The sequence below is a fragment of the Lysobacter sp. TAF61 genome, assembly GCF_052113485.1.
In the GTDB taxonomy this organism is placed as follows: domain Bacteria; phylum Pseudomonadota; class Gammaproteobacteria; order Xanthomonadales; family Xanthomonadaceae; genus Lysobacter_J.
Genome location: NZ_JBFRDH010000008.1, coordinates 17,409 through 44,235 on the forward strand (window position 1 = coordinate 17,409; position 26,827 = coordinate 44,235).

A 26,827-nucleotide genomic window follows, 5' to 3' on the forward strand; every position below is an offset into this window, starting at 1 on the left:
ACGGCAAAACATCAGGGCGCCCCATGGACGATCACGCACAAGAACCGCTGGAAACCCTCTACGAAGGCCCCTGGCTGCGCATGCGCCGGCGTGGCCGCTGGGAGTACGTGGAGCGCACCAACGGCGACGGCATGGCGGTGATCGTGGTCGCGGTGACGCCGGAGGACAACGTGCTGTTCGTCGAGCAGTACCGGGTGCCGCTGGGCGCGCGAACGATCGAGATGCCGGCGGGACTGGTCGGCGACGACCATGCCGGCGACACACTGGAAGCGGCGGCGCGGCGCGAACTGATCGAGGAAACCGGCTGGTCGGCGCAGCGCGTCGACGTGCTGCTGGTCGGCCCGACCTCGGCCGGCATGAGCAACGAGCGCATCGCCTTCGTGCGCGCGCGCGGCTTGAGCAAGGTCGGCGACGGCGGCGGCATCGACAACGAGGACATCACCGTCCACGAAATCCCCCGCGCGCAGGCACCGGCATGGCTGATGCAGAAGCAGCGCGAGGGCTACGAGCTGGACCTGAAGCTGTGGGCCGGGCTGTGGATGATCGAACACAACCCGGACGGCTCAGCGGCGCTCTAGTCGCGCATTTCCTCGAGCTCCATGCCCTTGGTCTCGCGCACCGAGGTCAGCACGAACACCAGCGAGCCCAGCGCGAACAGCGCATACAGGCCATAGGCGAACGACAGCCCGATCTCGGCCAGCGACGGGAACGAACTGGTGATGACGAAGTTGGCGATCCACTGCGCCGAAGCCGCCACCGCCAGCGCGATCGCGCGGATGCGGTTGGGGAACATCTCGCCCAGCAGGACCCACACCATCGGCCCCCAGCTCAGGCCGAAGAACACGACGTAGGCATTGGCGGCCACCAGCGCGACCATGCCCCACGGCTCGGGCAGGCTCAGCTGGGAACCGCTGCCGGTCGCCTGCGAGAAGCACCACGCCATCAGCGCCAGGGTGACGGCCATGCCGGCCGAACCGATCGTCAGCAGCGGCTTGCGGCCGATCCTGTCGACCAGGGCGATGGCGACCAGCGTCACCAGCACGTTGACCACCGAGGTCACCACGGTGATCGTGAACGAGTCGGCCTCGCTGAAGCCCACCGAATGCCACAACGTGGACGAGTAATAGAAGATCACGTTGATGCCGACGAACTGCTGGAACACCGACAGCGCGATGCCGATCCACACCACCGGCAGCAACCCGGCGCGCGGACCGCGCAGATCCTTGAGCGTGGGACGGTACTCCGAGCGCAGGCTGTTCTGGATGTCGCTGACCTTCTGGTCGAGCGCCGATTCGCTGTTGAGACCCAGCACCTGGCGCAGCACGTCGCGCGCTTCACGCGGGCGGCCACGCGCAACCAGGTGACGCGGCGACTCCGGCACGCCCAGCACCAGTGCGCCGTAGATCAGCGCCGGCACCACCGCGACCAGGAACATCCAGCGCCACGCCTCCAGCCCGAACCACAGCTTTCCTGCAGCGCCACCGGCCAGTCCTGCCAGCCATGAATCGCTGAGCAGCGCCATGAAGATGCCAAGCACGATCGCCAGCTGCTGCAGCGAACCCAGGCGGCCGCGCACCGCCGCCGGCGAGACCTCGGCGATATAGGTAGGGGCGATGACCGAGGCCACGCCCACGCCTATGCCACCCATCACGCGCCAGAACATCAGGTCGAGCACGCCGAACACCAGCCCCGAGCCGAGCGCACTGACGGCGAGCAGCAACGCAGCAACCTGCATCGTGCGGACGCGACCGAAGCGGTCGGCGAGCGGCCCGGCGTACCAGGCGCCCAGCGCGGAGCCCAGCAGCGCGCACGACACGGCGAAGCCGGTCTGCGCCGCACCGAGGCCGAAGCCACCGCGGATGGCATCGACGGCACCGTTGATGACCGCGGTATCGAAGCCGAACAGGAATCCGCCTAGAGCGGCGGCGGCGGATATCAGCACCACGCGTGCGGTGACGTGTTGTCGCTCGGACTCGGCAATCGCGCTCATTCGGGCTCCCCTGGGGCCGCCTGCTGGCGGCTGTCGGGCGATTCTGCGCGAGGCGGGGGTGGGCCGTCCTTGAATACGTATGCAGCCCCTCCCCCCAGGCCCTGCGCGCGTCAGGCGAAGCGGTCGGTTGCCGTCACCAGCGCGTCGACGTTCTGGGCCTCGAACGCCGAGTGCCCCGACGCCGGCGTGATCACCAGTTCGCTCTTGGGCCAGACCTTCTTCAGGTCCCAGGCATTGGCGACCGGGCAGACCACGTCGTAGCGGCCGTGGACGATCACGCCCGGGATGTCGGCGATGCGGTGCGCGTCGCGCAGCAACTGGTCGTCGACCTCGAAGAAGCCGCTGTTGACGAAGTAGTGGTTCTCGATGCGCGCGAACGCGAGCGCGAACTGCGGATCCTCGTGGCTCGCGGCGAAATCCGGATCGACGTGCAGGAAGCTGGTCGCGCCCTCCCACACGCTCCATGCCTTGGCCGCGGCCAGGCGCGTGGCTTCGTCGGAGGAGGTCAGGCGGCGGTGGAACGCGCTGATCAGGTCGTGGCGCTCGACCACCGGGATTGCCTTCAGGTAGTGCTCCCACGCATCCGGGAACAGGCGCGAGGCGCCGTCCTGGTAGAACCACTCCAGCTCCCAGCGACGCAGCATGAAGATGCCGCGCAGGACCAGCTCGGTCACGCGCTGCGGATGTGCCTGGGCATAGGCCAGCGCCAGCGTCGAACCCCACGAGCCGCCGAACACCTGCCACTTGTCGATGCCCAGCTTGTCGCGCAGCTTTTCGATGTCGGCGACGAGGTCCCAGGTGGTGTTGTCGACCAGGTCGGCGTGCGGCGTCGAGCGGCCGCTGCCGCGCTGGTCGAACAGCACGATCCGGTACTTGGCCGGGTCATGAAAGCGCCGCATCTTCGGGCTGCAACCCGCGCCTGGACCACCGTGCAACAGCACCACCGGTTTGCCGTCGGGATTGCCGCACTGCTCGAAATAGAGCGTATGGCGCCCGTCGACCTGGAGGGTGCCGCTGTCGAAGGGTTCGATCTCGGGATAGAGCGTGCGCATCGCGGGGCCTCGCCTGGGCAGGGGTGCAAATCAGAGGTCGGCAATTCTAGCCGCTGGGCATGCACGCCAATGCATGCATGCCAATGCCGGCGCGCGCCGGCAGGCATCTACTGCGGCAAACGCCCGAGCGTCACACGGTCGCGCTGTTCCCAGTCGGTGGCGGTCTCGACCTGCTGCAATCCCGCCGCCAGCATCAGTTCGCGCACCGCACCGCCCTGCTCCCAGCCGTGCTCGATCAGCAGCCATCCGCCCGGCGCCAGATGGTCGGGCGCGTCGGCGACGATGACGCGGATCGCGTCGAGGCCATCGTGGCCGGAGGCCAGCGCGCTGCGCGGCTCGAAGCGCAGGTCGCCCTGTTGCAGGTGGGCATCGTCGTCGGCGATGTATGGCGGATTGCTAGCGATCAGATCGAAGCGTTCGCCCGCCAGCGGCGCCAGCCAGTCGCCATGGCGGAACTCGACGCGCGCCAGGCCGAGCAGTCCGGCGTTTGCGCGCGCCACCGCCAGTGCCGGTTCGCTGACATCGACCGCCACCACCTGGGCCTGCGGCCGCTCGTGCGCCAATGCCAGCGCGATGGCGCCGGTCCCGGTGCCCAGGTCGGCGATGCGCAGCGCGCGGCCGGCCGGCAGGCGTTCCAGTGCCAGTTCGACCAGGCGCTCGGTTTCGGGACGGGGAATCAGCGTGGCCGGGGTCACTTGCAAGTCGAATCGCCAGAAACCGCGCTCGCCCAACAGGTAGGCCACCGGTTCGCCGGCAAGCCGTCCCAGTAGCAGGCGCTCGAAATCGCCTGCGCGGACGGAATCGGGTACGTCCTCGCCGTGGCTGTACAGCCAGGTCGACGACACGCCCAGGGCGTGCGCCAGCAGCCGTTCGGCCTCGGCGCGGGCCTCATCGCCGGGCAGGCGCGCAGCGGCATCGGCCAGCAGCCGGGCTACCGTCGCCGCACCTGAATGGGAGGAGTCGTTCATCGCGGCATTGTCGCGTGCGCGGCCGGGCGGCGCGAGCCGGCGCGCCTTGACGCCGGCGGAAACATCCGCACCTCAGGATGGATAAGCGCCGCCTATCTGCCCGACCAGCCATAGGCTGTGCCTATTGAATCAATTCCATCAATCAACTTGATGGATCACCACACCTTCCTTAACCTCTGTCCATCGCTTCCACCCACCCCGCATAAGGAATCCCCTGATGTCGCTGATCAACACCCAAGTTCTTCCGTTCAAGGCCACTGCCTACAAGAACGGCGAGTTCGTCGAAGTCACCGACGCCACCCTGAAGGGCAAGTGGTCCGTGGTGTTCTTCTACCCGGCCGACTTCACCTTCGTCTGCCCGACCGAGCTGGGCGACCTGGCCGACAACTACGCCGAGTTCCAGAAGATGGGCGTGGAGATCTACGGCGTGTCCACCGACACCCACTTCACCCACAAGGCCTGGCACGACACCTCCGACACGATCAAGAAGATCCAGTACCCGCTGATCGGCGACCCGACCGGCGTGATCACCCGCAACTTCGGCGTGATGATCGAGGAAGCCGGCCTGGCCGATCGCGGCACCTTCGTGATCGATCCGGACGGCAAGATCCAGATCGTCGAGATCAACGCCGGCGGTATCGGCCGCGATGCCTCCGAGCTGCTGCGAAAGGTCAAGGCTGCCCAGTACGTCGCCGCCCACCCGGGTGAGGTCTGCCCGGCCAAGTGGCACGAGGGCGAGAAGACCCTGAAGCCGTCGCTGGACCTGGTCGGCAAGATCTAAAGCCGTTCCGATACCCCTCTCCCGCACGGGAGAGGGGTGGGGCCAGGGCGCCACGCTTTTCACAGCGGCCCGCCCCGACCGTCCGCCCCCGCGGACCACGGCCGGCCAGATGCCCGCCAGTTTTCCTTTTTGGATGTCGCGACGTTCGGGCAGCTCTCCCTCCCTCCCTGCCCGGGCGCTCGCGGCGTTCATTCCGAACAAAGCCGTCTCGAACAAACGATGGAGCCGTCCCCCATGTTGGATGCCGATCTCAAGACCCAGTTGCAGGCGTACCTGGAAAAGGTCACACAACCAATAGAGCTGGTCGCCTCGCTCGACGACGGCGAAAAGTCGCGCGAGCTCGAGGCCCTGCTGCAGGACGTCGCCTCGCTGTCGGACAGGATTTCCTATGCGCGCCGCGATGACGATGCGCGCAAGCCCTCGTTCGCGATCAACCGCGTCGGCACCGATGTCGGCGTGCGCTTCGCGGGCATTCCGATGGGCCACGAATTCACCTCGCTGGTGCTGGCCCTGCTGCAGGTCGGCGGCCATCCGTCGAAGGCTGCGCCGGAACTGCTCGAGCAGGTTCGCGATCTCGAAGGCGAGTACGTGTTCGAGACCTTCATGTCGCTCTCGTGCCAGAGCTGCCCGGACACGGTGCAGGCGCTGAACCTGATGAGCGTGATCAACCCCAACATCCGTCACGTCGCCATCGACGGCGCGCTGTACCAGGACGAGGTCGAGCAGCGCCAGGTGATGTCGGTGCCGACCGTGTTCCTCAACGGCCAGCCGTTCGACCAGGGCCGCATGACCATCGAGCAGGTGCTGGCCAAGCTCGACACCGGCGCCTCGCAGCGCGATGCCGAGAAGATCGGCGGCAAGGCGCCGTTCGATGTGCTCGTCGTCGGCGGTGGCCCGGCCGGCGCCGCAGCGGCGATCTACGCCGCGCGCAAGGGCATCCGCACCGGCATTGCCGGCGAGCGCTTCGGTGGCCAGGTGCTCGACACCATGGCGATCGAGAACTTCATCTCGGTGACCTACACCGAGGGCCCGAAGCTGGCCAGCGCACTGGAACAGCACGTGCGCGAGTACGACGTCGACATCATGAACCTGCAGCGCGCGAGCAAGCTGGTTCCGGCCAGCGAGCCGGGCGGCCTGATCGAGATCCAGCTGGAAAACGGCGCGTCGCTGAAGTCGCGCAGCGTGGTGCTCGCCACCGGCGCGCGCTGGCGGCAGATGAACGTGCCCGGCGAAGACCAGTACCGCAACAAGGGCGTGGCCTATTGCCCGCACTGCGATGGCCCGCTGTTCAAGGGCAAGCGCGTGGCGGTGATCGGCGGCGGCAACTCCGGCGTCGAGGCCGCGATCGACCTGGCCGGCATCGTCAGCCACGTCACCCTGATCGAGTTCGACAACCAGCTGCGCGCCGACGAAGTCCTGCAGCGCAAGCTGCGCAGCCTGGCCAATGTCACCATCGTCACCAGCGCCCAGACCACCGAGGTGCTCGGCGATGGCCAGAAGGTCAACGGCCTGGTCTACAAGGACCGTGTCGGCGGCGACTCGCACCGGGTCGAGCTGGAAGGCGTGTTCGTGCAGATCGGCCTGCTGCCCAATACCGAATGGCTCAAGGGCACGGTGGCGCTGTCGCCGCGTGGCGAGATCGAAGTGGATGCGTTCGGACGTACGTCGATCCCGGGCGTGTTCGCCGCAGGCGACGTCACGACCGTGCCGTACAAGCAGATCGTGATTGCGATGGGTGAAGGCTCCAAGGCTGCGCTGAGCGCGTTCGACCACCTGATCCGCACCAGTGCACCGGCGGAAAACGCGACCGCGGTTGCAGCCTGATTCGAGAGTAGGGTCCGATTTGTCGGGCGCGTTGTAGATCGAAGGCACCACCGCTAGAGCCGAAGTTGTCCGTCGCCCCACAAGCCGTGTTGGAGAAACACCCTTGAACCTGCGCGACCTCAAGTACCTGGTAGCCCTCGCCGATCACAAGCACTTTGGCCGCGCCGCCGCGGCCAGCTTCGTCAGCCAGCCGACGCTGTCCACGCAGATCAGGAAACTCGAGGACGAGCTGGGCGTCGCGCTGGTCGAACGGGCGCCGCGCCGGGTGATGCTGACGCCGGTGGGGCGCGAAGTCGCCGAGCGCGCGCGCAAGGTCATCGCCGATGTCGAGCAGATGGCCGAGATCGCGCGCCGCAGCCAGGATCCGGAGGCCGGCACGGTCCGGCTCGGCCTGTTCCCCACGCTGGGCCCCTATCTGCTCCCGCACGTGGTGCCGGGCCTGCGCCAGCGCTTCCCGCGCCTGGAGCTGCTGCTGGTCGAGGAAAAGACCGACCAGATCCTCGCGCGCCTGCGCGACGGGCGCCTAGACGCCGGCCTGCTTGCGCTACCGATCCACGACGACCAGTTGCACGTCGAAGTGCTCTTCGACGAACCGTTCCTGCTGGCCGTTCCGCAACACCACCCGATGGCCGACCAGGACTCGCTCGACGTCCAGGACCTCGACAACCAGCACCTGCTCCTGCTCGAGGAAGGCCACTGCCTGCGCGACCAGGCGCTGGACGTGTGCCACATGGCCGGTGCCGGCGAACGCGACGGCTTCCGCGCCACCAGCCTGGAAACGCTGCGGCAGATGGTCGCCGCCGGTGTCGGCATCACCCTGCTGCCGGTGCTTGCGGTGCAGCCACCGGTGCCGGTCTCCTCCGACATCCACCTGCTGCGTTTCCGCGGCGACGCGCCGCACCGGCAGATCGCGATGGTCTGGCGACGCAGTTCGGCGATGGGCGATTTCCTGATGCAGCTGGCGGGCGAGTTCCGCAAGCTGCCAGCGTCGCTGCTGGTGCCGCCCAGGTCGCACGCCTCGCAGTCGTTGCAGGTGTAGCGCGGCTCATTCCAGGCCGGTCTGGCCGAGGCGATAGCGCGTCAGCACCGTCCCCGCCGCCAGCATCACGGTGATCAGCAACGTGGACACCACGTGCACGCGCGGCCGGTCCGATATCGCGCAGGCCACCATCAGCCCGATCCCCGCCACCTGCACCAGGCGGAACGGAATCAGCAGCGGCCGCAGCCCCATGAGCGGTTCGATGAAGATCCCCCACAGCGCCGCCACGATCAGCATTCCGAAGAACACCTTGCGGGCGTCGTAATAGTGCTTGCGGACATCGATGCTGCCGTCGATCAGTTCAGGCAGGAAGGCATGGCTGGCGATGCACAACGTCCCCGGCCCGATCAGGACATAGGCGAACTCGCCGTAGGTCCAGTCGCGTTCCGAACGCATCGCCCAGAACGACCACCACATCTGGATATGCAGCGCGATCAGCAGCCCTACCCAGACGCCATGCAGCCAGTAGTGATCGACCCGGCGGCGGATCTGCACCATGTTGCCGATGCCGGCGAACAGCTGGGTCAGGCCCAGGCCGAGGACCATCGACACCATGACCGACAGGTAATTGAATGCGTCCATCCACCCGCCCCGGCAGCCGCGCCGCAGTCAGGCTACTGACCGGGCGCGTGGGCGGCGTGAAGTGTCCGTCGCGGGCCTTGTGTCGCGGGCCTAGTAGCGAAGCAGGGCGTGCAGGGGCGTCGCACCCGGCCAGCGCGATCTGCCCTGCAATGCTTCCAGCTCGATCAGCACGCTCGCGCCGACCAGTTCGGCACCCAGTTTCAGCACCAGCTCCTGTGCCGCCGCGAGGGTGCCGCCAGTGGCGAGCACGTCGTCGACGATCAGGGTGCGTTCGCCCGGTCGCAGGGCATCGTTGCGCGCCTGCAGGCGATCGCTGCCGTATTCGAGCTGGTAGGCGACCTCGACCAGCGGCGGCGGCAGCTTGCCCGGCTTGCGCAGCGGCACGAAGCCGGCGTGCAGCTTCTGCGCCAGCGCCGCACCGAAGATGAAGCCGCGCGACTCGATCCCGCACACCGCCTGCACCTCGCTGCCCTGCCAGGGTTCGGCGAGCGCGTCGATGCAGCGGGCGAAACCGCCGGCGTCGGCCAGCAGCGGTGTGACATCGCGGAACACCACGCCCGGCTTGGGAAAGTCGGCGACTTCGCGGATCAGGGATTCGAAAGAGGACATGGGGGCACGGGCGCGGCTGGGCGGGTCACGATACCCGACATGCCGACGGGTTCAGGAGTTGGGTGCCAGCCGGATCAGGCCGGCAGCAGGCCCGGGGGCAGGTCCGACGCTTCCTCACCGGCCTCACCGGCCTCGTCTGGCGGATGGTTCAGCGGCAGCGCGGCGACTATCTCGCTGGCTTCGGGCCAGACCACATCCGGCACGCACACCAGGATCGTCCCGAACAGGGGCAGCTCACCCATGCCGCCCAGCAGCGCCTCGCCCTTGAGGAACACCGGGATCTCCTCGGCTTCCAGGGCATGCCGGACCAGGTGCGCGTCGATCAGGTTGGCGGCTTCGTAGACGACTTTCACGGGGGAATCCACGGCGGGGGCTGTGTCCGAGCATACGCCGGCGCAATTGAACGGGCTGCGAGCGCCGCGGAGACGGATTCCGGGCCGGAAACGACGCCATTGTCCGCCAGCGGCTAAACTTCCCGGTCTTCCCCGCCCGTGCGATCCCGAATGTCCGCTACGCCCCACGCCAATGCTCCGACCGCCGTCCCCACCGCCGACGATGCCCTGGCATCCACCAGGCAGGACTTCATCCGGCAGATCGTTCGCGAGGACGTGGCCAGCGGCAAGCACCAGGCGATCAAGACCCGCTTCCCGCCCGAGCCCAACGGCTACCTGCACATCGGCCACGCCAAGGCGATCTGCCTGGACTTCGGCATCGCCCGCGAGTTCGGCGGCGAGTGCAACCTGCGCCTGGACGACACCAACCCTGTCAAGGAAGACCCGGAATACGTCCGCGCGATCCAGGAAGACGTGCGCTGGCTCGGTTTCGAGTGGCACGACCTGCGCCATGCCTCGGACTACTTCGAAGTCATCTACCTGGCCGCCGAGAAGCTGGTGCGCCAGGGCGACGCCTTCGTCTGCGACCTGTCGGCCGATGAGGTGCGCGCCTACCGCGGCACGCTGACCGAGCCCGGCCGCAACTCGCCCTACCGCGACCGCAGCGTCGAGGAGAACCTCGACCTGCTGCGCCGCATGCGCGCCGGCGAGTTCCCCGACGGCGCGCGCACGCTGCGCGCCAAGATCGACATGGCCGCCGGCAACATGAACCTGCGCGACCCGGCGCTGTACCGCATCAAGCATGTCGAGCACCAGAACACCGGCATGGACTGGCCGATCTACCCGATGTACGACTTCGCCCACTCGCTCAGCGATGCGGTCGAAGGCATCACCCATTCGCTGTGCACGCTGGAGTTCGAGGACCACCGCCCGCTCTACGACTGGTGCGTGGACAAGGTCGACCTCGCCAACTCGCGCGAGCTGGTGGCTCCGCTGACCAGCAAGGGCCTGCCGTTCGAGGCCAGCAAGCCGCGCCAGATCGAATTCTCGCGCCTGAACTTCAACTACCTGGTGATGAGCAAGCGCAAGCTGATGGCGCTGGTGCAGGCCGGGCTGGTCGATGGTTGGGACGACCCGCGCATGCCGACGCTGCAGGGCATCCGCCGCCGCGGTTACACGCCGTCGGCGCTGCGTTTGATGGTCGACCGCGTCGGCATCAGCAAGCAGAACTCGCTGCTCGACATCTCCATCCTCGAAGGCGCCCTGCGCGACGACCTCGACGCCAGCGCAACGCGGCGCATGGCGGTGATCGACCCGCTCAAGCTGGTGATCACCAACCTGGCCGACGGCCACGAGGAATCGCTGACGTTCCCCAACCACCCCAAGGACGAGAACGCCGGCGTGCGCACCATGCCGTTCTCCAACGCGCTGTGGATCGAGCGCGAGGACTTCGAGGAAGTGCCGCCCAAGGGCTTCAAGCGCCTGATTCCGGGCGGCGAAGTGCGACTGCGCGGCGCCGGCATCTTCCGCTGCGACGAAGTGATCAAGGACGGCGACCAGGTCGTCGAGATCCGCGGCGTGCTCGATCCCGAGTCGCGTCCGGGCATGGCCGGCGCCGACCGCAAGATCAAGGGCACGATCCACTGGGTCAGCGCGCAGCATGCGATCGCCGCCGAGATCCGCCTGTACGACCGCCTCTTCAACGTCGCCGATCCGGACGACGACGAAGGCACCGGCAAGACCTACCAGGACCACCTCAACCCGGATTCGCGCCGCACCGTCACCGGCTATGTCGAGCCGGCGGCCGCGGTCGCCGAGCCGGAGCAGTCGTTCCAGTTCGAGCGCATCGGCTATTTCGTCGCCGACCGCCATGACCATCGCAGCGACGCGCCGGTGTTCAACCGCAGCGTCACCCTGCGTGACACCTGGACCACCAAAGCCTGAGGAGTTTGGCCATGCGTCGTCTGACGACGGTACTGATCGCACTGCTGCTGTGCACGCTGTGCGCCTGCGCCGCACCCCCTTCGGACGCCGCTGGCGCGGCAACGCCCTCGCCGGTTGCCGCGCCGGTGACTCCAGCCACGCCGGCGCCGGTCGCCGCACCGGCACCTGCACAGTCGGTGGCGGCGCCAGCGAAGCCCGCGGCCGTGAAAATTGATCGCAGTTGCCGCAGCGACGCCGATTGCGCCATCAAGGACGTCGGCAACTGCTGCGGCGCGATGCCCGCCTGTGTCAACGCCAACAGCCCGACCGACCCGGCCAGCGTCCAGGCCGCCTGCGCCAAGAGCGGGCGCATGGGCGTGTGCGGATTCAAGACGATCGACAGCTGCCAGTGCACGCAGGGGCAGTGCAGCGACGTCTCGTCCGGTCTCGATCCCGGCCCGGAGCAGGTGCGCTGATGCTGTATGCACAGGTTCACCTGACCCTGCCGGCATGGGTGCATGACTCGGTCGACACCGGCCGCAGTTACGACGGCGACGAGGCCAAGGTCGCCCTCGCGATCGCGCTGTCGCAGCACAACATCGAAGCCGGCAGCGGCGGACCGTTCGGCGCTGCGGTGTTCGGCCCGGACAACCGCATCATCTCCATCGGCGTCAACCGCGTGCTGCCGCACACCTGCTCGCTGGCGCACGCCGAGACCATGGCCTACATGCTGGCGCAGCAGCGCACCCAGCGCGCGCGTCTGAACGAGGATGCCAACGGTGAGCGCGTTGGCCCGATCACGCTGGCCACATCCTCGCAGCCGTGCTGCCAGTGCTACGGCGCCACGGTCTGGGCCGGCATCGACCGGCTGCTGATCGGCGCGCGCAGCGATGACGTCGAAGAACTGACCGAGTTCGACGAAGGCCCCCTGCCCGCCGACTGGACCGGCGAGCTGGAACGCCGCGGAATACAGGTCGTGCGCGACATCCACCGCGACGAAGCACGCGCGGTACTGCGCGTGTACGGCGAACGCGGCGGCGAGCGCTACTGACCATGAACGAAGTAACGCCGATCGTCGACGCGCTGCTGTGCTACTGCCGCCCCGGCTTCGAACCGGAGCTGGCCGCCGAGCTGGGCGAGCGCGCCGCGCTGGTCGACCTGCCCGGTTACGCGCGCACGCAGCGCAACCAGGCCTACGTCGAGTTCCTCGGCACCGATGCCGCCGCGTTGTCGCGCGCACTGACCTTCGACGAGCTGATCTTCGCCCGCCAGAAGCTGTTGCGCCTGGCCGACCTGCAAGGTCTCGACCCGAGCGACCGCATCACGCCGATCCTCGCTGCGCTCGACGCCGCCTACCCCGACGGCAAGCCGTCTGCCTACGGCGACCTGTGGGTCGAGCATCCCGATTCCGACGAGGCCAAGCCACTCGCGGGCCTGGCGCGCGCATTCGGCAACGCGCTGCGACCGGCGCTGCGCAAAGCCGGCTGGCTGACCCGCATCGACGACCCCAGGCGTCCGCGTCTGCACGTGATCTTCCTCGCCGGCGACCACGCCATGCTCGCGCAGGGCAGCCCGCGCGACGGCTCGCCGTGGCCACTGGGCATTCCGCGCCTGCGCATGCATGCGGACGCACCGAGCCGCTCGGCGCTGAAGCTGGAAGAGGCGCTACTGACGCTGGTCCACGAGCACGAACGCGAAGGACTGTTCCGCGATGGCATGCGCGGCGCCGACCTGGGCGCATCGCCGGGCGGCTGGAGCTGGGTGCTGATGCGCCAGGGCCTGCGCGTGATCTCCATCGACAACGGCCCGGTGCAACCGCACCTGCTCGACAGCGGGCGCGTCGAACACCTGCGCGCGGACGGGTTCCAGTGGCAACCCAAGGGGCCGCTGGACTGGATGGTCTGCGACATGGTCGAACAACCGCGCCGCGTCGCCGAACGCATGGCCACGTGGATCCGCGAAGGCTGGTGCAAGCACACCATCTTCAACCTGAAGCTGCCGATGAAGAAGCGCTGGGAAGAAACCCGGCTGTGCCTGGAGCTGTTCGAGCGCCAGGCCGAAAGGCCGCTGCTGATCCGCGCCCGCCAGCTCTATCACGATCGCGAAGAAATCACGGTTTTCGCGACGCGGCAATGACGCGTCGCGAAGGGTTCATCCATCTGGCGGCGCGGCAATGACGCCACCCTCACCTGCGTGAACGCTGCACATCGTTGGAACGGGAAATTTATCTGCGGTTGATAACTGCGGTACTAGCGTCGCCTGTGCATCCCAGACAGAGGCGAGAGCAGACAATGAATACCGCGCACACGATCAACACGAAGAAGGTCCTCGCAGTCGCATTGCTGCTCGCGCTCGCATCGAGCGGCACTGCACTGGCACAACGCACCCAGGGCAGCCCGGCCAAGTCGCAGCAGCAGGCCGAAGCCGCGGCGCAGGCGGCCACTGCGAACGCCGAAGCGGCGCGCGACAGTGCCCAGAGCGCGCGTGACGCCACCGCCAATGCGGCGGCAGGCTATGGCCCGCAGACCTCGATGCATGCCAGCGACGCGCAGGACGCTGCCAACCGCTCGGTCAATGCCGCCCATGATGCGCACGCCGCGCAGGACGTCGCCGCCACCGGTGCCAATCCTGCCTCCGGCGCCGCCGAGGCGAGCGAGGCGGCGTCGGCCGCCAGCGCCGCCAGCGCGCAGGCGCAGCAGGCCGCCGAGGCTGCCGTGCAGGCATCGACGCCGCCTGCCCCGGCCGTGCCGGCCACTCCTGCCGTGCCGGCAGTTGCCGCAAAGCAACAGGTCAACGTGACATCGATCCCGCCGAACTCGACGCTTTCGACCAAGGTCGATTTCGATTCGCTCGACGCTGACCGCGACGGCAATCTCAGCCGCACCGAAGTGGGCACCGACACAACGCTGGCTATCAACTTCGGTCGCATCGACGCCGACCACAACGGTCGCATCAGCCGCAAGGAACTTGCCGGCGGCATGTAAGCCGCAGCTGGATTTCAAATACCCGATTACGAATGTGTGTACACACGGGGGTGTGCAGGCCATCCCTTCCCATGGAGCGGGAAGGGATGGAGGCGCAACGGCAACCGACATCGCCAGAGCGCGCCACCGCTACAGTCCGGCGGCGTGGCGCCAGAAGGCGTGCGTGAGCGGAGGCAAGCGCCCGGCCAGGCCCAGCAGCGGCCCGCGCAGCAATGTCGGCACCAGCGCATCATTGGAGAACAGCCGGTTGATGCCGTCGAAGGCATAGGCCGACACCGCGTTGGCGCTGCGCTGCTGGCGAGCCCACCGCGACAACGACTGTGCCGCGCCCGGGTCGCCGCCGCGCTGATGCGCCTGCGCCAAGACCGCGCGCAGCGTCGTGACATCGCGCAAGCCGAGATTGACGCCCTGCCCCGCCAGCGGATGCACCGCATGGGCAGCATCGCCAATCAGCACCAGGCGCCCCTTGGCCTGGCTCTGCGCCAGTTGCAGGCGCAGCGGGAATGCAGCGCGCCTGGACACCTCCGTCAGCGCGCCCAGGCGCCCGGCAAACGCCAGCTCCAGCTCGCGCAGGAACTGCGCAGCGTCGGCTTCCAGCAGGCGCGCGGCCTCGTCATTGGGCAGGGTCCAGACGATGGAACTGTCGTGGCCATCGCCGGCGAATGGCAGGAACGCGAGCGGACCGGTCGCCAGGAAGCGCTGCCAGCAGGTCGACTGGTGCGGCAGCTCGCTGCGCACGAACGCCACCAGACCGCGCTGGCCGTAATCCTGCCGTGGTGCTTCGATGCCGGCCAGTGCGCGCAACTTCGACTCGGCGCCGTCTGCGGCAACGACCAGGCGCGCCCGCAACGACACGCCGCTGTGCAATTGCACGGTAGCGCCCTGCTCGTCCTGTTCGAACGCGGTAACGGTATCGGGGCAATGCAGGTCAACGCCGGCCGCCGGCAAGGCCGACCACAGGCGGTCGACCAGCAGGGCGTGCTCGACGATCCAGCCCAGCTCGCGCCGGCCGAACGCATCGGCGTCGAAGGCGAGTTCGCCGCCGCCGGCCGCATCCCACACCCGCATCGCGCGATACGGCTGCGCGCGTGCCGCCTGCACGCCCGACCATGCGCCGAGGCCGTCGAGCAGCGCGGCGTTGTCCGGCGCGAACGCATACACGCGCAGATCGATCGCATCGGCGCCGGTTGCTTCCGCGCGCCATGGCGGCGGTTCACGCGCTTCGACCAGCGCCACGCGCAGGCCATCGCGGGCAAAGGCCAGGGCCGCGGCCGCACCGACCACGCCGGCGCCAACCACGATTACGTCCACGCCTCCGCGCCGGCTCATCGCTGCATCTCCCGGCACAGCGCCGGCACGTCGCCGCGATAGCCCATCGCGCCGCCGACCAGGAACGACTGCGCCGACGGCAGGCGATCCACCGCGAACATGCCCAGGCTGCGCAAGGGCCGCAGCAAGGGCGCGTCGTTCGCGCTCAGGCGCGCCAGGCCGTCGGAGAAACCCATCGTGCGTTCGCGGTCCTCGCGCCGGCGCGCGACATGGGCAGCGAGCAATGCGGCCGTGCCGCAATCGGCCGCCGGATCGGCGCGACGCGCCTGCTCGATCAGTTCGGCCAGGGTCAGTGCATCGCGCAGGCCGAGGTTGAAGCCCTGTGCACCGATCGGGTGGATGGTCTGGGCGGCGTTGCCCACCAGCACGGCGCGGTGTGCAGTGGTGCGCCGCGCCAGCACGCGGATCGCCGCGTGCGTGCTGCGCGGGCCGCAGCCGACAAACCGTCCGGCGCGCCAGCCGAATGCATCCTGTGCGCGTGCCAGGAAAGCGGCTTCGTCCAGCGCGGCGACTGCGTCGGCGTGCTCGCTGGCGACGGCATGGATCAGGCCGTAGTGACGATCGCCGCGCGGCAACAGCGCGGTCGGGCCTTCGTCGCCCAGGCGCTCGTAGGCGGTGCCGTCGGGCGGCCGCGCCGCGCGGACGCGGGCGACGAACAGGGTCTGCCGGTAGTCGTGTTCCTCGATGCCGATGCCAAGGGCGTCGCGTACGCCGCTGCGGGTGCCGTCGGCGGCCACCAGCAGTTGTGCCTGCAGCACGCGCTCGCCGTTTGCCTCGCTCACGCGCACCGCACATCCGTCGCCGTCAGCCGGGGCCAGGCCAAGGAAGCGCGCCGGCCGGTACCGCGCCAGCCGCGGCAGTTCCGCCAGCCTCGCCTCCAGCGCCTCGCCGAAATCGCGCGCGATCACCACCCGGCCGAACTCGCTGCGGCCATAGCGCCGCGCCTCCAGCAGGCTGCGGCCGAAGTCGCCGCGGCGGCTGATGTGGATGCGCTCGATCGCGCCACTGGGCGCGCGCAGCTTCTGCAGCACGCCCAGGACCGACAGCGCATTGACGGTGGCTTCGGCGAAGCTGAGGTTGCGCTCGTCGAACACCGCCGGCAGCGCGCCAGCCGGGGCGGCTTCGACCAGGCCGACGTCGAGGCCGATCCGCTCCAGCGCGATCGCCAGGCTGGCGCCGACCAGGCCACCGCCGACGATGAGGACATCGTGACGACCGCTGCTGGAAGGGCCGGACAGTCCGGCCATCGACGACGACGAGGGGGCCGGGGATGTGGGGGGCAAAACAGGCATTGCGTTATGCTAGCGGTTCCTGAAGGCCGTTACCTTCCCAAGAATCGACCACGATGAATCGTCCTGCCTCCGAGAAGTCCGCCCTGGACAAAGTCTTCGCCCCCGGCCCGCTGGTGCTCGCCGGCATGATCGTGGTCGCCGCACTCACCCGCCTGCTGCCGCACCCGCCGAACTTCTCGCCGGTCGAGGCCATGGCGCTGTTCGGCGGCGCCTACTTCGCGTCCAGGCGCTGGGCTTTCATCGTGCCGCTGGTTGGCATGTTCGTTTCCGACATCGCCCTGGCGGCGATCAATGGCGGCCTGTACTCGACCTGGTTCGGCAGCGCCGGCATCTGGGTGGTGTATCTGTGCGTGGCCCTGATCACGGCACTGGGCCTGAACCTGCGTGGCCGCGTCAACGGCTCGCGCGTGCTCGGCTATTCGCTGGTCGGCTCGGTGCTGTTCTTCGTCGTCACCAATTTCGCTTCGTGGGCGTTCCAGGTGACCCCGACCTATCCGATGACGGCAGGCGGTCTCGGCGCGGCCTTCGTCGCCGGCATCCCGTTCTTCCAGTGGACCGTGCTGGGCACGCTGTTCTACGCGGCGCTGCTGTTCGGTGGCTTCGCCCTGCTGCGCAGCCGCGTGCCGGCGCTGCGCATGCAGACGGTCTGACCCCCGGACCGCTGGCACAGTGGGCAACCGCCTCAGCAAGATCTACACGCGTACCGGCGACGACGGCACGACCGGCCTGGGCGACGGCAGCCGCGTCGCCAAGGATTCGGCCCGCGTGGCGGCCTACGGCACGGTGGACGAGGCCAACTCCTGCATCGGCCTGGTGCTGGCCACGGACGTCCCCGACGACATCCGCACCCTGTTGACCACGGTCCAGCACCAGATGTTCGACCTCGGCGGCGAGCTGTGCATTCCCGGCCACGCCGCCATCTTCGACAACGACATCGACCGCCTCGAGCAGCAGCTCGATGCCTTCAACGAACCGTTGCCGCCGCTGAAGGATTTCATCCTGCCCGGCGGTGGCGAAGCGGCGGCGCGCTGCCACATTGCACGCACCGTGGTGCGCCGCGCCGAGCGCGAAACCGTGGCCCTGTCGCGGCTGGAACCGGTGCGTGCCGAAGCGGTGCGTTATCTCAACCGCCTGTCCGACCTGCTGTTCGTGCTGGCGCGCGTGCTGGCGCGCGCCAGTGGCCACGGCGAAGTGCTGTGGAACCACGAGCGCCGCAAGGCCTGAGCACGCAGCGGCGGAGCGGCTGACATGCGCGTCTACAGCCATCCGGCCTGCACCCGTCACGACCCCGGCCCCGGCCACGCCGAGCGGCCCTTGCGCCTGGTCGCGGTGATCGAGGCGCTGCGCGAGAACTTCACCTCACTCGACTGGCACGAAGCACCGCGCGCGAGCCGCGGACAACTGCTGCGCGTGCACGATGACGCCTTGCTGGCACTGGTGCTGGACACCGTGGTCGACGCGCCGATGGCGCTGGATCCGGACACCGTGCTTGGACCGGGCTCAGCTGAAGCTGCACTGCGAGCCGCCGGCGCCGGCATCGCTGCCGTCGATGCGGTGATGCACGGCGACGCGCGGCGCGTGTTCTGCGCGGTGCGCCCGCCCGGCCATCACGCCACCGCGACGGTGGCGATGGGCTTTTGCCTGTTCAACAACATCGCCGTCGCCGCCGCGCATGCCTGCGAGAAGCACGGGTTGACGCGCGTGGCGGTGGTCGATTTCGACGTGCACCACGGCAACGGCACGCAGGCGATCTTCGATACCGATCCGCGCGTGATGTACCTCAGCTCGCACCAGATGCCGCTGTATCCCGACACCGGCTACGCCAACGAGCGCGGCGTGGGCAACGTCGTCAACGCGCCGTTGCCGCCGGCGTGCGGCAGCGATGCGTTCCGCCGCGCCTGGCAGGAGCGGCTGCTGCCGGCACTGGAATCGTTCCGCCCGCAGCTGCTGTTCGTCTCGGCCGGATTCGACGGGCACAAGCGCGACCCGCTGGCGCAACTGGAACTGGAAACCGACGACTACACCTGGCTCACGCGGCAGCTGGTGGCCGTGGCCAACCGCCATGGCAACGGCCGGATCGTGTCGATGCTGGAAGGTGGCTACGACCTGTCGGCGTTGCGCGAGTGCAGCATCGCCCACGTCGGGGCGCTGCTGGACGCCCAGCCCTGACTCCCCGCCAGGGGGCTGCCATTGCGCGCGGCTTGGTGGCGTCGGGCTCGCCGTGGGCCAGGCCCGTGGGATTGCCCGCTTCCGCGCTGGTTGGACCCGCGCCGTCTTGACGCGGAAATGAACAGGCTTGTGAGCATGATGATGCGCGCGTTGCCCGCTTGCGGTGGATACGGCAAGCTAGCGGCCCGTTTCCCCACGCCACGATACGGATCCCGAGTGCGCCAATCCCTACGCCTGCTCCCGTTGTCGCTGTGCATCGCGCTGGCCCTGCCCGCGCACGCCGCCGACGGCGACGAGGAGGATTGGGGCCTGTGTCCGATCGTCGACGCGGTGCCATCTTTCGACGATGCGCCTGCTCCGGTGGGTGACCTGGCCACGCGCGGGCAGGAACCCACCGACATCGACGGCGGCCAGCTCGAGCGCTCGGCCAACGACCAGGACATCGTCGTCCAGGACAACGTCAAGCTCAATCGCGGCGACCAGTTCCTCGGCACGGACAAGCTCAGCTACAACGCCGAGACAGGCAAGTACAGCGCGATCGGCAACGTCCGCTACCAGGACTCGGGCATGCGCGTCACCGCGGCCCGTGCCGAAGGCGACCAGAACGCAGACAAGCACCGCATCGAGGACGTGCAGTACCAGCTGACCCAGCGCCGCGGCAACGGCGGCGCCGAGCGCATCGATCTCGATGGCGCCAAGGGCAGCATGGTCGAATCGACCTATTCGACCTGCCCGCCGGGCGAGCGCGCCTGGGAACTGCGCGCCCACCGCATCGACATCGACACCGCCGAAGGCATGGGCGTGGCGCGCAACGCCACCATCCGCATCGGCAAGGTGCCGGTGATGTACGTGCCGTGGTTCATGTTCCCGGTCGACGAGCGCCGCCGCACCGGCCTGCTCTATCCGCAGATCTCGCTGTCGGGTCGCAACGGATTCGACTGGAAACAGCCGATCTACCTCAACCTCGCGCCCAACTACGACGCAACACTCTATCCGCGCTACATGAGCGATCGCGGCAGCCTGCTCGGCGCCGAGTTCCGCTGGCTGTACCCCAAGGGCAAGGGCGAGGTCTACGGCAACTGGATGCCGAAGGACGATCTGCCGGGCAACGAACCGGACCGCTACCTCAACGATCTCAACGGCAATCCCATCCCCGGCGCGACCCTGCCCGAGGACAATCGCGGCCAGTTCGCGATGACGGCCACGCACAACCTCAACGGCAGCTGGTACGCCAACACCAACCTCGGCTGGGTCAGCGACACGCACTATTTCGAGGATTTCAGCAGCAGCCTGTACGGCATCTCGAACTACTCGATCCGCAGCGACGCCGGCCTGTACGGTCGCGGCCAGCACTGGGAGGCCAGCCTGATGGCCGACCACTACCAGCTGGCCGACTACACCCTGACCGATTCCAGCCTGGCCTTCGACCGGCTGCCGCGCGCCTACGGCCACTGGGGCCAGCCGTTCTTCGGCAGCTGGCTGCAGGCCGGCGTGGACGCCGAGGCCGTGCGCTTCCAGCACACCGAGTTCCTCGGCGGCTCGCGCATCGACGTGAAGCCCTACATCGCCGTGCCGCTGGAAGGCGCCAGCTGGTTCATCCGGCCCAAACTGGCCTGGCGCTACACCGCCTACCAGAACGACGGCAGCGCGATTGAGCGCGCCAACGAATTCATCGCGCGCTATGGCAGCACGCTCACGCCAGAGGAGCTGGCCCAGCAGTTCCGCGACAACTCGCAATCGCGCAGCCTGCCGATCACCTCGGTCGACGCCGGCCTGTACTTCGACCGCAACACCACCGTCCGCGGCGACGCCTTCCTCAACACCCTGGAACCGCGGATCTACTACCTGAACGTGCCCAACCGCGACCAGGACGGCCTGCCGATCTACGACACCGGCGCGACCACCTTCAGCTGGGGCCAGCTGTTCCGCGACAACCGTTACACCGGCGCCGACCGCCAGGCCGACGCCAACCAGCTGACCGCCGCCCTGACCACGCGCCTGATCAGCGAGGACGACGGCAAGGAGCGCCTGGCCGCCAGCATCGGCCAGATCTTCTACTTCGACGACAGCCTGGTCACCCTGCCCAACGAGACGCCGATCGAGCAGGGCAAGTCGGCCTGGATCGCCGACGCCAGCGTCAGCCCGAGCGACCGCTGGACGCTTTCGGGCACCTACATGTGGAACCCCAAGTACCGCGCCGAGGACATGACCAGCTTCCGGGCGCGGTACATCTTCGACAACAACGGCGTGGTCAACCTCGGTTACCGCTACCGCCGCAACGCCAGCTTCCGCCCGGGCATCGACCCGCCGGAAAACCAGGACCTGCTGGAACAGGCCGACTTCTCGTTCCTGTACCCGATCAACCGCACCTGGAGCGTGGTCGGGCGCTACTACTACTCCATCCTCGACAAGAAGGAACTGGAGACGATCGCCGGTGTCCAATGGGAAAGCTGCTGCCTGGCCGCCCGCCTGGTGGCCCGCCGCTACCTCCGCAATCGCGATGGCGAACTGGATACCCGCATCATGTTCGAGTTTGAACTCAAGGGCCTGGGCTCGGCCGGGCAGAACGTAGAGCGCTCCCTGCGCCGTGGTATCCTCGGGTACAACCGCGATGACCTCTATCTCGTGCCGCCCAGCTCCGCGGAGCGCCTGAACAACGGCGGCGGCCAAGTCGAACCCACTCCCGACCCGACCCTATGAAGAAACTATTCGCGTCCGCCCTTGCCGTCGCGGTGCTCTCCGGCACCCTGCCGCTGGCGACCGCACTGGCCCAGACCTCGCAGCTGCCCGACTCCCAGCCGTCCAGCTCGGTCCAGCCCATCGATGGCATCGCTGCGGTGGTCGACGAGGACGTGGTCCTCAAGACCGAGCTCGACCGCGCCGTCAACAACATCCTCGGCCAGTACGCCGGCCGCGAGAACCAGCTGCCGCCGCGCGACGTGCTTGAGCGCCAGGTGCTCGAGCGCCTGGTCCTGGTCAAGCTGCAGGTGGCCCGCGCCCAGAGCACCGGCGTGCGCGTCACCGACCAGGAAGTCGACCAGGCCATCGCCGGCATCGCCCAGCAGAACCGGGTCAGCCCGGAGCAGCTGCGCCAGCAGCTGGCGCGCGAAGGCACCAACTACAACGATTTCCGCAGCTCGATCCGCGATGAACTGCTGATCCAGCGCCTGCGCCAGCGCTTCGCGCAGAGCCGGGTGACGGTCAGCGACGCCGAGATCGACTCCGCCATGGCCGCACAGGCCAACAGCGGCAGCCAGTTCCACCTCGCCCACATCCTGGTGCAGTTGCCGGAAGGCGCCACCGCCGAGCAGATCGCCGTCGCGCAGAAGAAGATCGAGGGCGTAAAGGCCCTGATCGACAAGGGCGAGATGGACTTCGCAGCGGCAGCGGTGCGCTATTCCGACAGCCCCAACGCGCTGGAAGGCGGCGACCTGGGCTGGCGCAGTGTCGACGAGATTCCGCAGGCGTTCGCCACGCTGATGCGCAACATGAACGTCGGCGACGTCACCGCGCCGATCCGCGGCCCCAGCGGTTTCCAGCTGGTCAAGCTGGTCGAGACCCGTGACGCCTCGCAGGCGGCGCCGGCCATGGTCACCCAGTACCAGGCGCGCCACATCCTGGTCCGCGTCGACGACACCACCGACGACGCCAAGGCCAAGGCCAAGGCGACCACGCTGCAGGCCCGCCTGGCCGGTGGCGCCGATTTCGCGGTGCTGGCTCAGGAAAACTCCGACGACGCCAGCTCCAAGGGCAAGGGCGGCGACCTGGGCTGGTTCACCCGCGACGAATTCGGTCCTGACTTTGGCGCCGCCATCGCCGCGCTGCAGCCGGGCCAGGTGTCCGCACCGATCCGCACCCAGGCCGGCTGGCACGTGGTCAAGCTCGAAGGCACCCGCCAGTCCGACGTCGGCGACCGCAACCGCCGCGCCCAGGTCCAGGAGACCATCGGCCGTCGCAAGCTCGAGGACGAGTGGAACCGCTTCCTGCGCGAGCTGCGTGGCGAAGCCTTCGTCGACGTCCGCGTCGGCAAGGCCGCCGAGCCGGCCGCAGCGCCCGCCACGCCTGCCACGGGCGGCTGAGCACGCCTGGATGAACCCTGTTCGGCTCGCGCTGGTGCCGGGCGAGCCGGCGGGTGTGGGGCCCGAACTGTGCGTGCGCCTGGCCCAGCGCCCACGCGATTACTCCCTGACCGCCTTCGCCGACGCGCGCAGCCTGCAGGCCGCCGCGACGGCCCTTGGCCTGCCGCTGCGCCTGCTTGCGCCTGACCAGCCGGCATTCGAGGCCGGGACGCTGGCCCTGGTCGACATCCCCAATGCCACCGTGCCGGCTTTCGGCAGCCCCGAGCCGGGCAACGCCCGGGCGGTGATCGACGCCCTGCTGCAGGCCGCCGCAGGCTGCCTGGACGGCCGCTTCGACGGCATGGTCACCGGCCCGGTGCACAAGGCGGTGATCAATGAAGGCGGCATCGCCTACAGCGGCACCACCGAGCTGCTCGCCGGCCAGGCCGGCCGCGAGGTGGTGATGATGCTGGCCAACGACATCGTCCGCGTGGCCCTGGTCACGACCCACCTGCCGCTGCGCGCGGTCGCCGACGCCATCGACGCACCGTCGCTGGCGCGGACGCTGCTGACCACCCACGCGGCGCTGCGCGACGACTTCGGCATCGCCGAGCCGGTGATCGCGGTGCTGGGCCTCAACCCGCATGCCGGCGAAGGCGGCCACCTCGGCCGCGAGGAGCTGGACGTCATCGAGCCGGCGCTGGCCGCCCTGCGCGATCAAGGACTGCGTCTGGTCGGGCCGCTTCCGGCCGACACCGCCTTCCTGCCCGGCAAACTCAAGGGCTTCGACGCAGTGGTGGCCATGTACCACGACCAGGGCCTGCCGGTGCTGAAATACAGCGGTTTCGAGCAGGCGGTGAACCTGACCCTGGGCCTGCCCTACCCGCGCGTCGCGGTCGACCATGGCACCGCCCTGGAGCTGGCCGGCCAGGGCGTGGCCGACCCGTCGAGCCTGTTCGCCGCCGCCGACACCTGCGCCCGCATCGCCCGCATCCGGCGGGGCACGAGCCACTTTGCAACGAGCATGCCCGCATGAGCACGCGCAACTTCACCGAGCCGGCAAAGAAACACCTTGGCCAGCACTTCCTGCATGACCGCAGGATCATCGACATGATCGTGCAGGCCGTCGATCCGAAGCCTGGCGACCGTCTCGTCGAGATCGGCCCGGGCCAGGGTGCGATCACCTTTCCGCTGCTCGATCGCCATGGCGAACTGACCGTCATCGAGTTCGATCGCGACCTGATCTTCCCGTTGACCGAAGCCGCGCGTGCGCACGGCACGCTGGAAGTGATCCATCGCGACGTGCTGTCGGTCGACTTCAGCGTCATCGCGCGCAACAGCGCCTCCGGCGAAGGCCAGGCCGGTGACGGCAAGATCCGCCTGGTCGGCAACCTTCCCTACAACCTGTCCTCGCCGATCCTGTTCCACGCACTCGAACATGCCGCGGCGATCAGCGACATGGTCTTCATGCTGCAGAAGGAAGTCGTCGATCGCATGGCTGCCGGCCCCGGCAGCAAGGTCTACGGGCGCCTGGGCGTGATGCTGCAGGCCTACTGCCAGGTCACCGCGCTGTTCGACGTCCCGCCGGGCGCGTTCAAGCCGCCGCCGAAGGTCGATTCGGCGGTGGTGCGACTGGTGCCTCGCGCACCGGAAACGATCGGCATAGCCGATCCGGCGATGTTCTCGGCCGTCGTGCGCGATGCGTTCGGGCAACGTCGCAAGACGCTGCGCAATGCCCTGTCCAAGCTCTGCGACGCGGCCGCGATCGAGGCCGCCGGCGTGCGCCCGGACGCGCGTGCCGAGCAGATCGAAGTGGCGGATTTCGTCCGCCTGGCCAATTCCCTGAAGCGGGAATGACGCGCGGGAACAGCGAATAGAAGGCGATTCCCACTGTTTGCATACATAACGTTGACCAATTTTCGACCGGTCGCCCTACACTGTCGGCATGGAACGCAGTATTGACTACGCCGTCGACGTCTCCGTCGCCACCCGTTACCTCGACGACCAGTCCGAGCCTGGGCAGGACCGCTACGTCTTTGCCTACACCATCAGCATCCACAACCGCGGCCGCGTGCCGGCACGCCTGCTCAGCCGCCGCTGGTTGATCACCGACAGCAACGGCAAGATCCAGGAAGTAGAGGGCGAAGGCGTGGTCGGCGAGCAGCCGTACCTGCGCCCCGGCGAAGACTTCGAATACACCTCCGGCGCCGTGCTGGAAACCAGCCACGGCATGATGGAAGGCAGCTATCACATGCTCGCCGACGATGGCACGCAGTTCGATGCGCCGATTCCGGCGTTCAGTCTGTCCGTGCCGCGAACCTTGCACTGACCGGGCCCCTGAACACATGACCACCTGGGCCATCGGCGATCTCCAAGGCTGTTACGACGCGACCCAGCGCCTGCTGGAACGGATCGCCTTCGACCCGGCGCGCGACCAGCTGTGGTTCTGCGGCGACCTGGTCAACCGCGGCGGCCAGTCGCTGGAAACGCTGCGGCTGGTGCACTCGCTGCGCGCCAACAGCGTGGTCGTCCTGGGCAACCACGACCTGTCGCTGCTGGCCATTGGCGAGCGGCGCGAGGACGAGCAGCGCAAGGTCAACCAGGACCTGCAGCGCATCGTCCTGGCCGAAGACCGCGACGAACTGCTGACCTGGCTGCGCATGCAGAAGCTGGCCCACGTCGATCGCAAGCTGGGCTGGATGATGGTCCATGCCGCGCTGGCGCCGCAGTGGTCGACCCAGATGGCCGAGCGCTTCGCGCGCGAGATCGAGGAGCGCCTGCACAGCGACCAGTTCCGCCGGCTGCTCAAGAACATGTACGGCGACAAGCCGGCCTGGCACCCCAAGCTGGCCGGCCTCGAGCGCCAGCGCGCGATCATCAACATCTTCACGCGCCTGCGTTACTGCACGCCGCGCGGCCGCATCTCGTTCGAGGACAAGGGCAGCCCCGGCACGCAGCCGGCCGGCCTGTACCCCTGGTACGAAGTGCCCGGCCGCGTCGAACGCGACCTCAAGATCGTCTGCGGCCACTGGTCCACCTTGGGACTGTTCATCGGTCATGGCGTCCATGCCATCGATTCGGGCGCGGTGTGGGGCGGCAAGCTCACTGCACTGCAGCTGGATACCGATGAACTGCGGATCGTCCAGGTCGCCGGGCGCGACGTGCCGGCCACGCCGCCGCGTCCGCGGCCGCCGTACCACGCCGACGACCGCAACCGTCAGCGCCAGCAGCGGCAGCCGCAGGGCGGACAGCCGCGCCAGGGTCAGCCACGCGGCCAGGGCAGTCAGGGCAGTCAGGGCAGCAACCAGGGTGGCCAGGGGCAAGGCCGGCAGCGCCAGAACGAAACCGCAGCCGCACCGCCGCCAGTGGAAACCGACCAGGACTAGGCGCGCAGGTAGTCGACAAACTCGAACGCACAGCCGTGCTTCGCATCGGCCCCATGCCGTTCGCGGGCGAGAGCGCGCCATTGCGCGGCATCAACCATCGGAAAGAACGCGTCTGCGCCATCGACCACCGTGTCGACATGGGTCAGATGCAATTGCGTGGCCATCGGCAAGCACTGCGCATAGACCTCGCCGCCGCCGATCACGCACAGCGAGATCGCGCCGGCTGCTGCCGCAACGCGCATGGCATCGTCCAGCGACGCAACCGCCTGCATGCCGTCGAACGGCACCTGTCCCGAGCGTGTCAGCACCAGGTTGAGCCGGCCGGGCAGCGCGCGCCCGAGCGACTGCGCGGTCTTGCGCCCCATCAGCACCGGCTTGCCCAGCGTCAGCGCCTTGAAGCGCTTGAGGTCGTCGGGCAGGCGCCAAGGCAGGTCGTTGTCGCGGCCGATGGCGCGGTTGCGGTCGAGTGCCGCGATGAGGACCAGTTCGAGCTGCACCGGCTGCATCGG

The 26,827-nt window shown here is 68.5% G+C and carries 27 protein-coding genes; 18 read left to right on the forward strand and 9 right to left on the reverse strand.

From position 1 onward, the window contains the following. The first annotated feature begins 23 nt into the window (after positions 1 to 23). The gene (locus tag AB4Y64_RS16580; protein ID WP_441817575.1) at positions 24 to 578 is read left to right on the forward strand and encodes an NUDIX hydrolase; all 555 of its coding nucleotides are present in this window, start codon (positions 24 to 26) and stop codon (positions 576 to 578) included. On the opposite strand, the gene AB4Y64_RS16585 is transcribed toward AB4Y64_RS16580, so the two are convergent. The 3 genes from AB4Y64_RS16585 to prmC form a co-directional block, all read right to left on the reverse strand. Continuing rightward, positions 575 to 1,990 carry a sugar porter family MFS transporter gene (locus AB4Y64_RS16585; RefSeq protein ID WP_441817576.1) on the reverse strand — a complete coding sequence of 472 codons (1,416 nt, stop codon included), beginning with the start codon at positions 1,988 to 1,990 and terminating at the stop codon, positions 575 to 577. The genes AB4Y64_RS16580 and AB4Y64_RS16585 overlap by 4 nt on opposite strands. A 110-nt stretch (positions 1,991 to 2,100) precedes the next feature. Beyond that, the gene (gene pip / locus AB4Y64_RS16590) at positions 2,101 to 3,042 is read right to left on the reverse strand and encodes a prolyl aminopeptidase (protein ID WP_441817577.1); all 942 of its coding nucleotides are present in this window, start codon (positions 3,040 to 3,042) and stop codon (positions 2,101 to 2,103) included. A gap of 107 nt (positions 3,043 to 3,149) precedes the next feature. Continuing rightward, positions 3,150 to 4,010, reverse strand: a complete 861-nt coding sequence (gene prmC, locus AB4Y64_RS16595; RefSeq protein ID WP_441817578.1) for a peptide chain release factor N(5)-glutamine methyltransferase — start codon at positions 4,008 to 4,010, stop codon at positions 3,150 to 3,152. A 217-nt stretch (positions 4,011 to 4,227) separates the two neighbouring features. Here prmC and ahpC point away from each other — a divergent pair, with 217 nt between their 5' ends. The 3 genes from ahpC (at position 4,228) to AB4Y64_RS16610 (ending at position 7,654) form a co-directional block, all read left to right on the forward strand. Continuing rightward, the gene (ahpC, locus tag AB4Y64_RS16600; RefSeq protein ID WP_241918628.1) at positions 4,228 to 4,791 is read left to right on the forward strand and encodes an alkyl hydroperoxide reductase subunit C; all 564 of its coding nucleotides are present in this window, start codon (positions 4,228 to 4,230) and stop codon (positions 4,789 to 4,791) included. Between the two features lie 234 nt (positions 4,792 to 5,025). After that, entirely contained in the window at positions 5,026 to 6,615 is a 1,590-nt protein-coding gene (gene ahpF, locus AB4Y64_RS16605) for an alkyl hydroperoxide reductase subunit F (protein WP_441817579.1), read from the forward strand. A gap of 103 nt (positions 6,616 to 6,718) precedes the next feature. After that, positions 6,719 to 7,654 carry a LysR substrate-binding domain-containing protein gene (locus tag AB4Y64_RS16610; RefSeq protein ID WP_441817580.1) on the forward strand — a complete coding sequence of 312 codons (936 nt, stop codon included), beginning with the start codon at positions 6,719 to 6,721 and terminating at the stop codon, positions 7,652 to 7,654. Positions 7,655 to 7,660: 6 nt separating this feature from the next. Here the strand turns inward: AB4Y64_RS16610 and AB4Y64_RS16615 are convergent, their stop codons facing one another. From AB4Y64_RS16615 to AB4Y64_RS16625, 3 genes are all read right to left on the reverse strand, one after another. Next, positions 7,661 to 8,236: a hypothetical protein gene (locus AB4Y64_RS16615; protein ID WP_441817581.1), complete on the reverse strand. Its 576-nt coding sequence runs from the start codon at positions 8,234 to 8,236 to the stop codon at positions 7,661 to 7,663. A gap of 90 nt (positions 8,237 to 8,326) precedes the next feature. Then, positions 8,327 to 8,845: an adenine phosphoribosyltransferase gene (locus AB4Y64_RS16620; protein WP_441817582.1), complete on the reverse strand. Its 519-nt coding sequence runs from the start codon at positions 8,843 to 8,845 to the stop codon at positions 8,327 to 8,329. Positions 8,846 to 8,919: 74 nt separating this feature from the next. After that, the gene (locus AB4Y64_RS16625; protein WP_441817583.1) at positions 8,920 to 9,198 is read right to left on the reverse strand and encodes a putative signal transducing protein; all 279 of its coding nucleotides are present in this window, start codon (positions 9,196 to 9,198) and stop codon (positions 8,920 to 8,922) included. A gap of 150 nt (positions 9,199 to 9,348) precedes the next feature. Between AB4Y64_RS16625 and AB4Y64_RS16630 the strand changes: the two genes are divergently transcribed. The 5 genes from AB4Y64_RS16630 (at position 9,349) to AB4Y64_RS16650 (ending at position 14,084) form a co-directional block, all read left to right on the forward strand. Continuing rightward, a complete protein-coding gene (locus AB4Y64_RS16630; protein ID WP_441817584.1) occupies positions 9,349 to 11,121 on the forward strand; it encodes a glutamine--tRNA ligase/YqeY domain fusion protein in 1,773 nt (590 codons plus the stop codon). Positions 11,122 to 11,132: 11 nt separating this feature from the next. Next, the gene (locus tag AB4Y64_RS16635; RefSeq protein ID WP_441817585.1) at positions 11,133 to 11,576 is read left to right on the forward strand and encodes a hypothetical protein; all 444 of its coding nucleotides are present in this window, start codon (positions 11,133 to 11,135) and stop codon (positions 11,574 to 11,576) included. Next, positions 11,576 to 12,151: a nucleoside deaminase gene (locus AB4Y64_RS16640; RefSeq protein WP_441817586.1), complete on the forward strand. Its 576-nt coding sequence runs from the start codon at positions 11,576 to 11,578 to the stop codon at positions 12,149 to 12,151. The genes AB4Y64_RS16635 and AB4Y64_RS16640 overlap by 1 nt, the downstream gene beginning before the upstream one ends. A 2-nt stretch (positions 12,152 to 12,153) precedes the next feature. Continuing rightward, complete coding sequence (gene rlmM / locus AB4Y64_RS16645) at positions 12,154 to 13,236, forward strand: 23S rRNA (cytidine(2498)-2'-O)-methyltransferase RlmM (RefSeq protein WP_441817587.1); 1,083 nt, start codon at positions 12,154 to 12,156, stop codon at positions 13,234 to 13,236. Between the two features lie 155 nt (positions 13,237 to 13,391). Further along, positions 13,392 to 14,084 carry a hypothetical protein gene (locus AB4Y64_RS16650; protein ID WP_441817588.1) on the forward strand — a complete coding sequence of 231 codons (693 nt, stop codon included), beginning with the start codon at positions 13,392 to 13,394 and terminating at the stop codon, positions 14,082 to 14,084. Between the two features lie 129 nt (positions 14,085 to 14,213). Here AB4Y64_RS16650 and AB4Y64_RS16655 read toward each other — a convergent pair whose 3' ends face one another. Then, the gene (locus AB4Y64_RS16655) at positions 14,214 to 15,413 is read right to left on the reverse strand and encodes an FAD-dependent oxidoreductase (protein WP_441817589.1); all 1,200 of its coding nucleotides are present in this window, start codon (positions 15,411 to 15,413) and stop codon (positions 14,214 to 14,216) included. Next, positions 15,410 to 16,660, reverse strand: a complete 1,251-nt coding sequence (gene ubiH / locus AB4Y64_RS16660; RefSeq protein ID WP_441817590.1) for a 2-octaprenyl-6-methoxyphenyl hydroxylase — start codon at positions 16,658 to 16,660, stop codon at positions 15,410 to 15,412. Before ubiH ends, AB4Y64_RS16655 begins: the two co-directional genes overlap by 4 nt. Before the next feature lie 98 nt (positions 16,661 to 16,758). On the opposite strand from ubiH, the gene AB4Y64_RS16665 reads away from it, so the two are divergent. From AB4Y64_RS16665 to AB4Y64_RS16705, 9 genes are all read left to right on the forward strand, one after another. Continuing rightward, entirely contained in the window at positions 16,759 to 17,355 is a 597-nt protein-coding gene (locus tag AB4Y64_RS16665) for a DUF6580 family putative transport protein (protein ID WP_441817591.1), read from the forward strand. A 19-nt stretch (positions 17,356 to 17,374) separates the two neighbouring features. Further along, positions 17,375 to 17,929, forward strand: a complete 555-nt coding sequence (locus AB4Y64_RS16670) for a cob(I)yrinic acid a,c-diamide adenosyltransferase (RefSeq protein ID WP_441817592.1) — start codon at positions 17,375 to 17,377, stop codon at positions 17,927 to 17,929. Positions 17,930 to 17,953: 24 nt separating this feature from the next. After that, positions 17,954 to 18,874, forward strand: coding sequence for a histone deacetylase family protein (locus tag AB4Y64_RS16675; RefSeq protein ID WP_441817593.1), 921 nt, complete (start codon positions 17,954 to 17,956; stop codon positions 18,872 to 18,874). Positions 18,875 to 19,090: 216 nt separating this feature from the next. After that, on the forward strand, positions 19,091 to 21,574 hold the full coding sequence (gene lptD, locus AB4Y64_RS16680) for an LPS assembly protein LptD (RefSeq protein ID WP_441817594.1): 2,484 nt from the start codon (positions 19,091 to 19,093) through the stop codon (positions 21,572 to 21,574). After that, complete coding sequence (locus AB4Y64_RS16685) at positions 21,571 to 22,953, forward strand: peptidylprolyl isomerase (RefSeq protein WP_441817595.1); 1,383 nt, start codon at positions 21,571 to 21,573, stop codon at positions 22,951 to 22,953. The genes lptD and AB4Y64_RS16685 overlap by 4 nt, the downstream gene beginning before the upstream one ends. 10 nt (positions 22,954 to 22,963) lie before the next feature. After that, positions 22,964 to 23,968 (forward strand): 4-hydroxythreonine-4-phosphate dehydrogenase PdxA, encoded by a 1,005-nt coding sequence (gene pdxA / locus AB4Y64_RS16690; RefSeq protein ID WP_441817596.1) that lies wholly within the window; start codon positions 22,964 to 22,966, stop codon positions 23,966 to 23,968. Next, positions 23,965 to 24,789: a 16S rRNA (adenine(1518)-N(6)/adenine(1519)-N(6))-dimethyltransferase RsmA gene (gene rsmA, locus AB4Y64_RS16695; protein WP_441817597.1), complete on the forward strand. Its 825-nt coding sequence runs from the start codon at positions 23,965 to 23,967 to the stop codon at positions 24,787 to 24,789. Before pdxA ends, rsmA begins: the two co-directional genes overlap by 4 nt. Positions 24,790 to 24,877: 88 nt before the next feature. Continuing rightward, positions 24,878 to 25,261, forward strand: a complete 384-nt coding sequence (gene apaG / locus AB4Y64_RS16700; protein ID WP_441817598.1) for a Co2+/Mg2+ efflux protein ApaG — start codon at positions 24,878 to 24,880, stop codon at positions 25,259 to 25,261. 16 nt (positions 25,262 to 25,277) lie between these two features. After that, a complete protein-coding gene (locus tag AB4Y64_RS16705; protein WP_441817599.1) occupies positions 25,278 to 26,318 on the forward strand; it encodes a symmetrical bis(5'-nucleosyl)-tetraphosphatase in 1,041 nt (346 codons plus the stop codon). Here the strand turns inward: AB4Y64_RS16705 and AB4Y64_RS16710 are convergent. Beyond that, positions 26,315 to 26,824: a dihydrofolate reductase gene (locus AB4Y64_RS16710; protein ID WP_441817600.1), complete on the reverse strand. Its 510-nt coding sequence runs from the start codon at positions 26,822 to 26,824 to the stop codon at positions 26,315 to 26,317. The two genes, AB4Y64_RS16705 and AB4Y64_RS16710, sit on opposite strands and share 4 nt — an antisense overlap. Between the last annotated feature and the right edge of the window lie 3 nt (positions 26,825 to 26,827).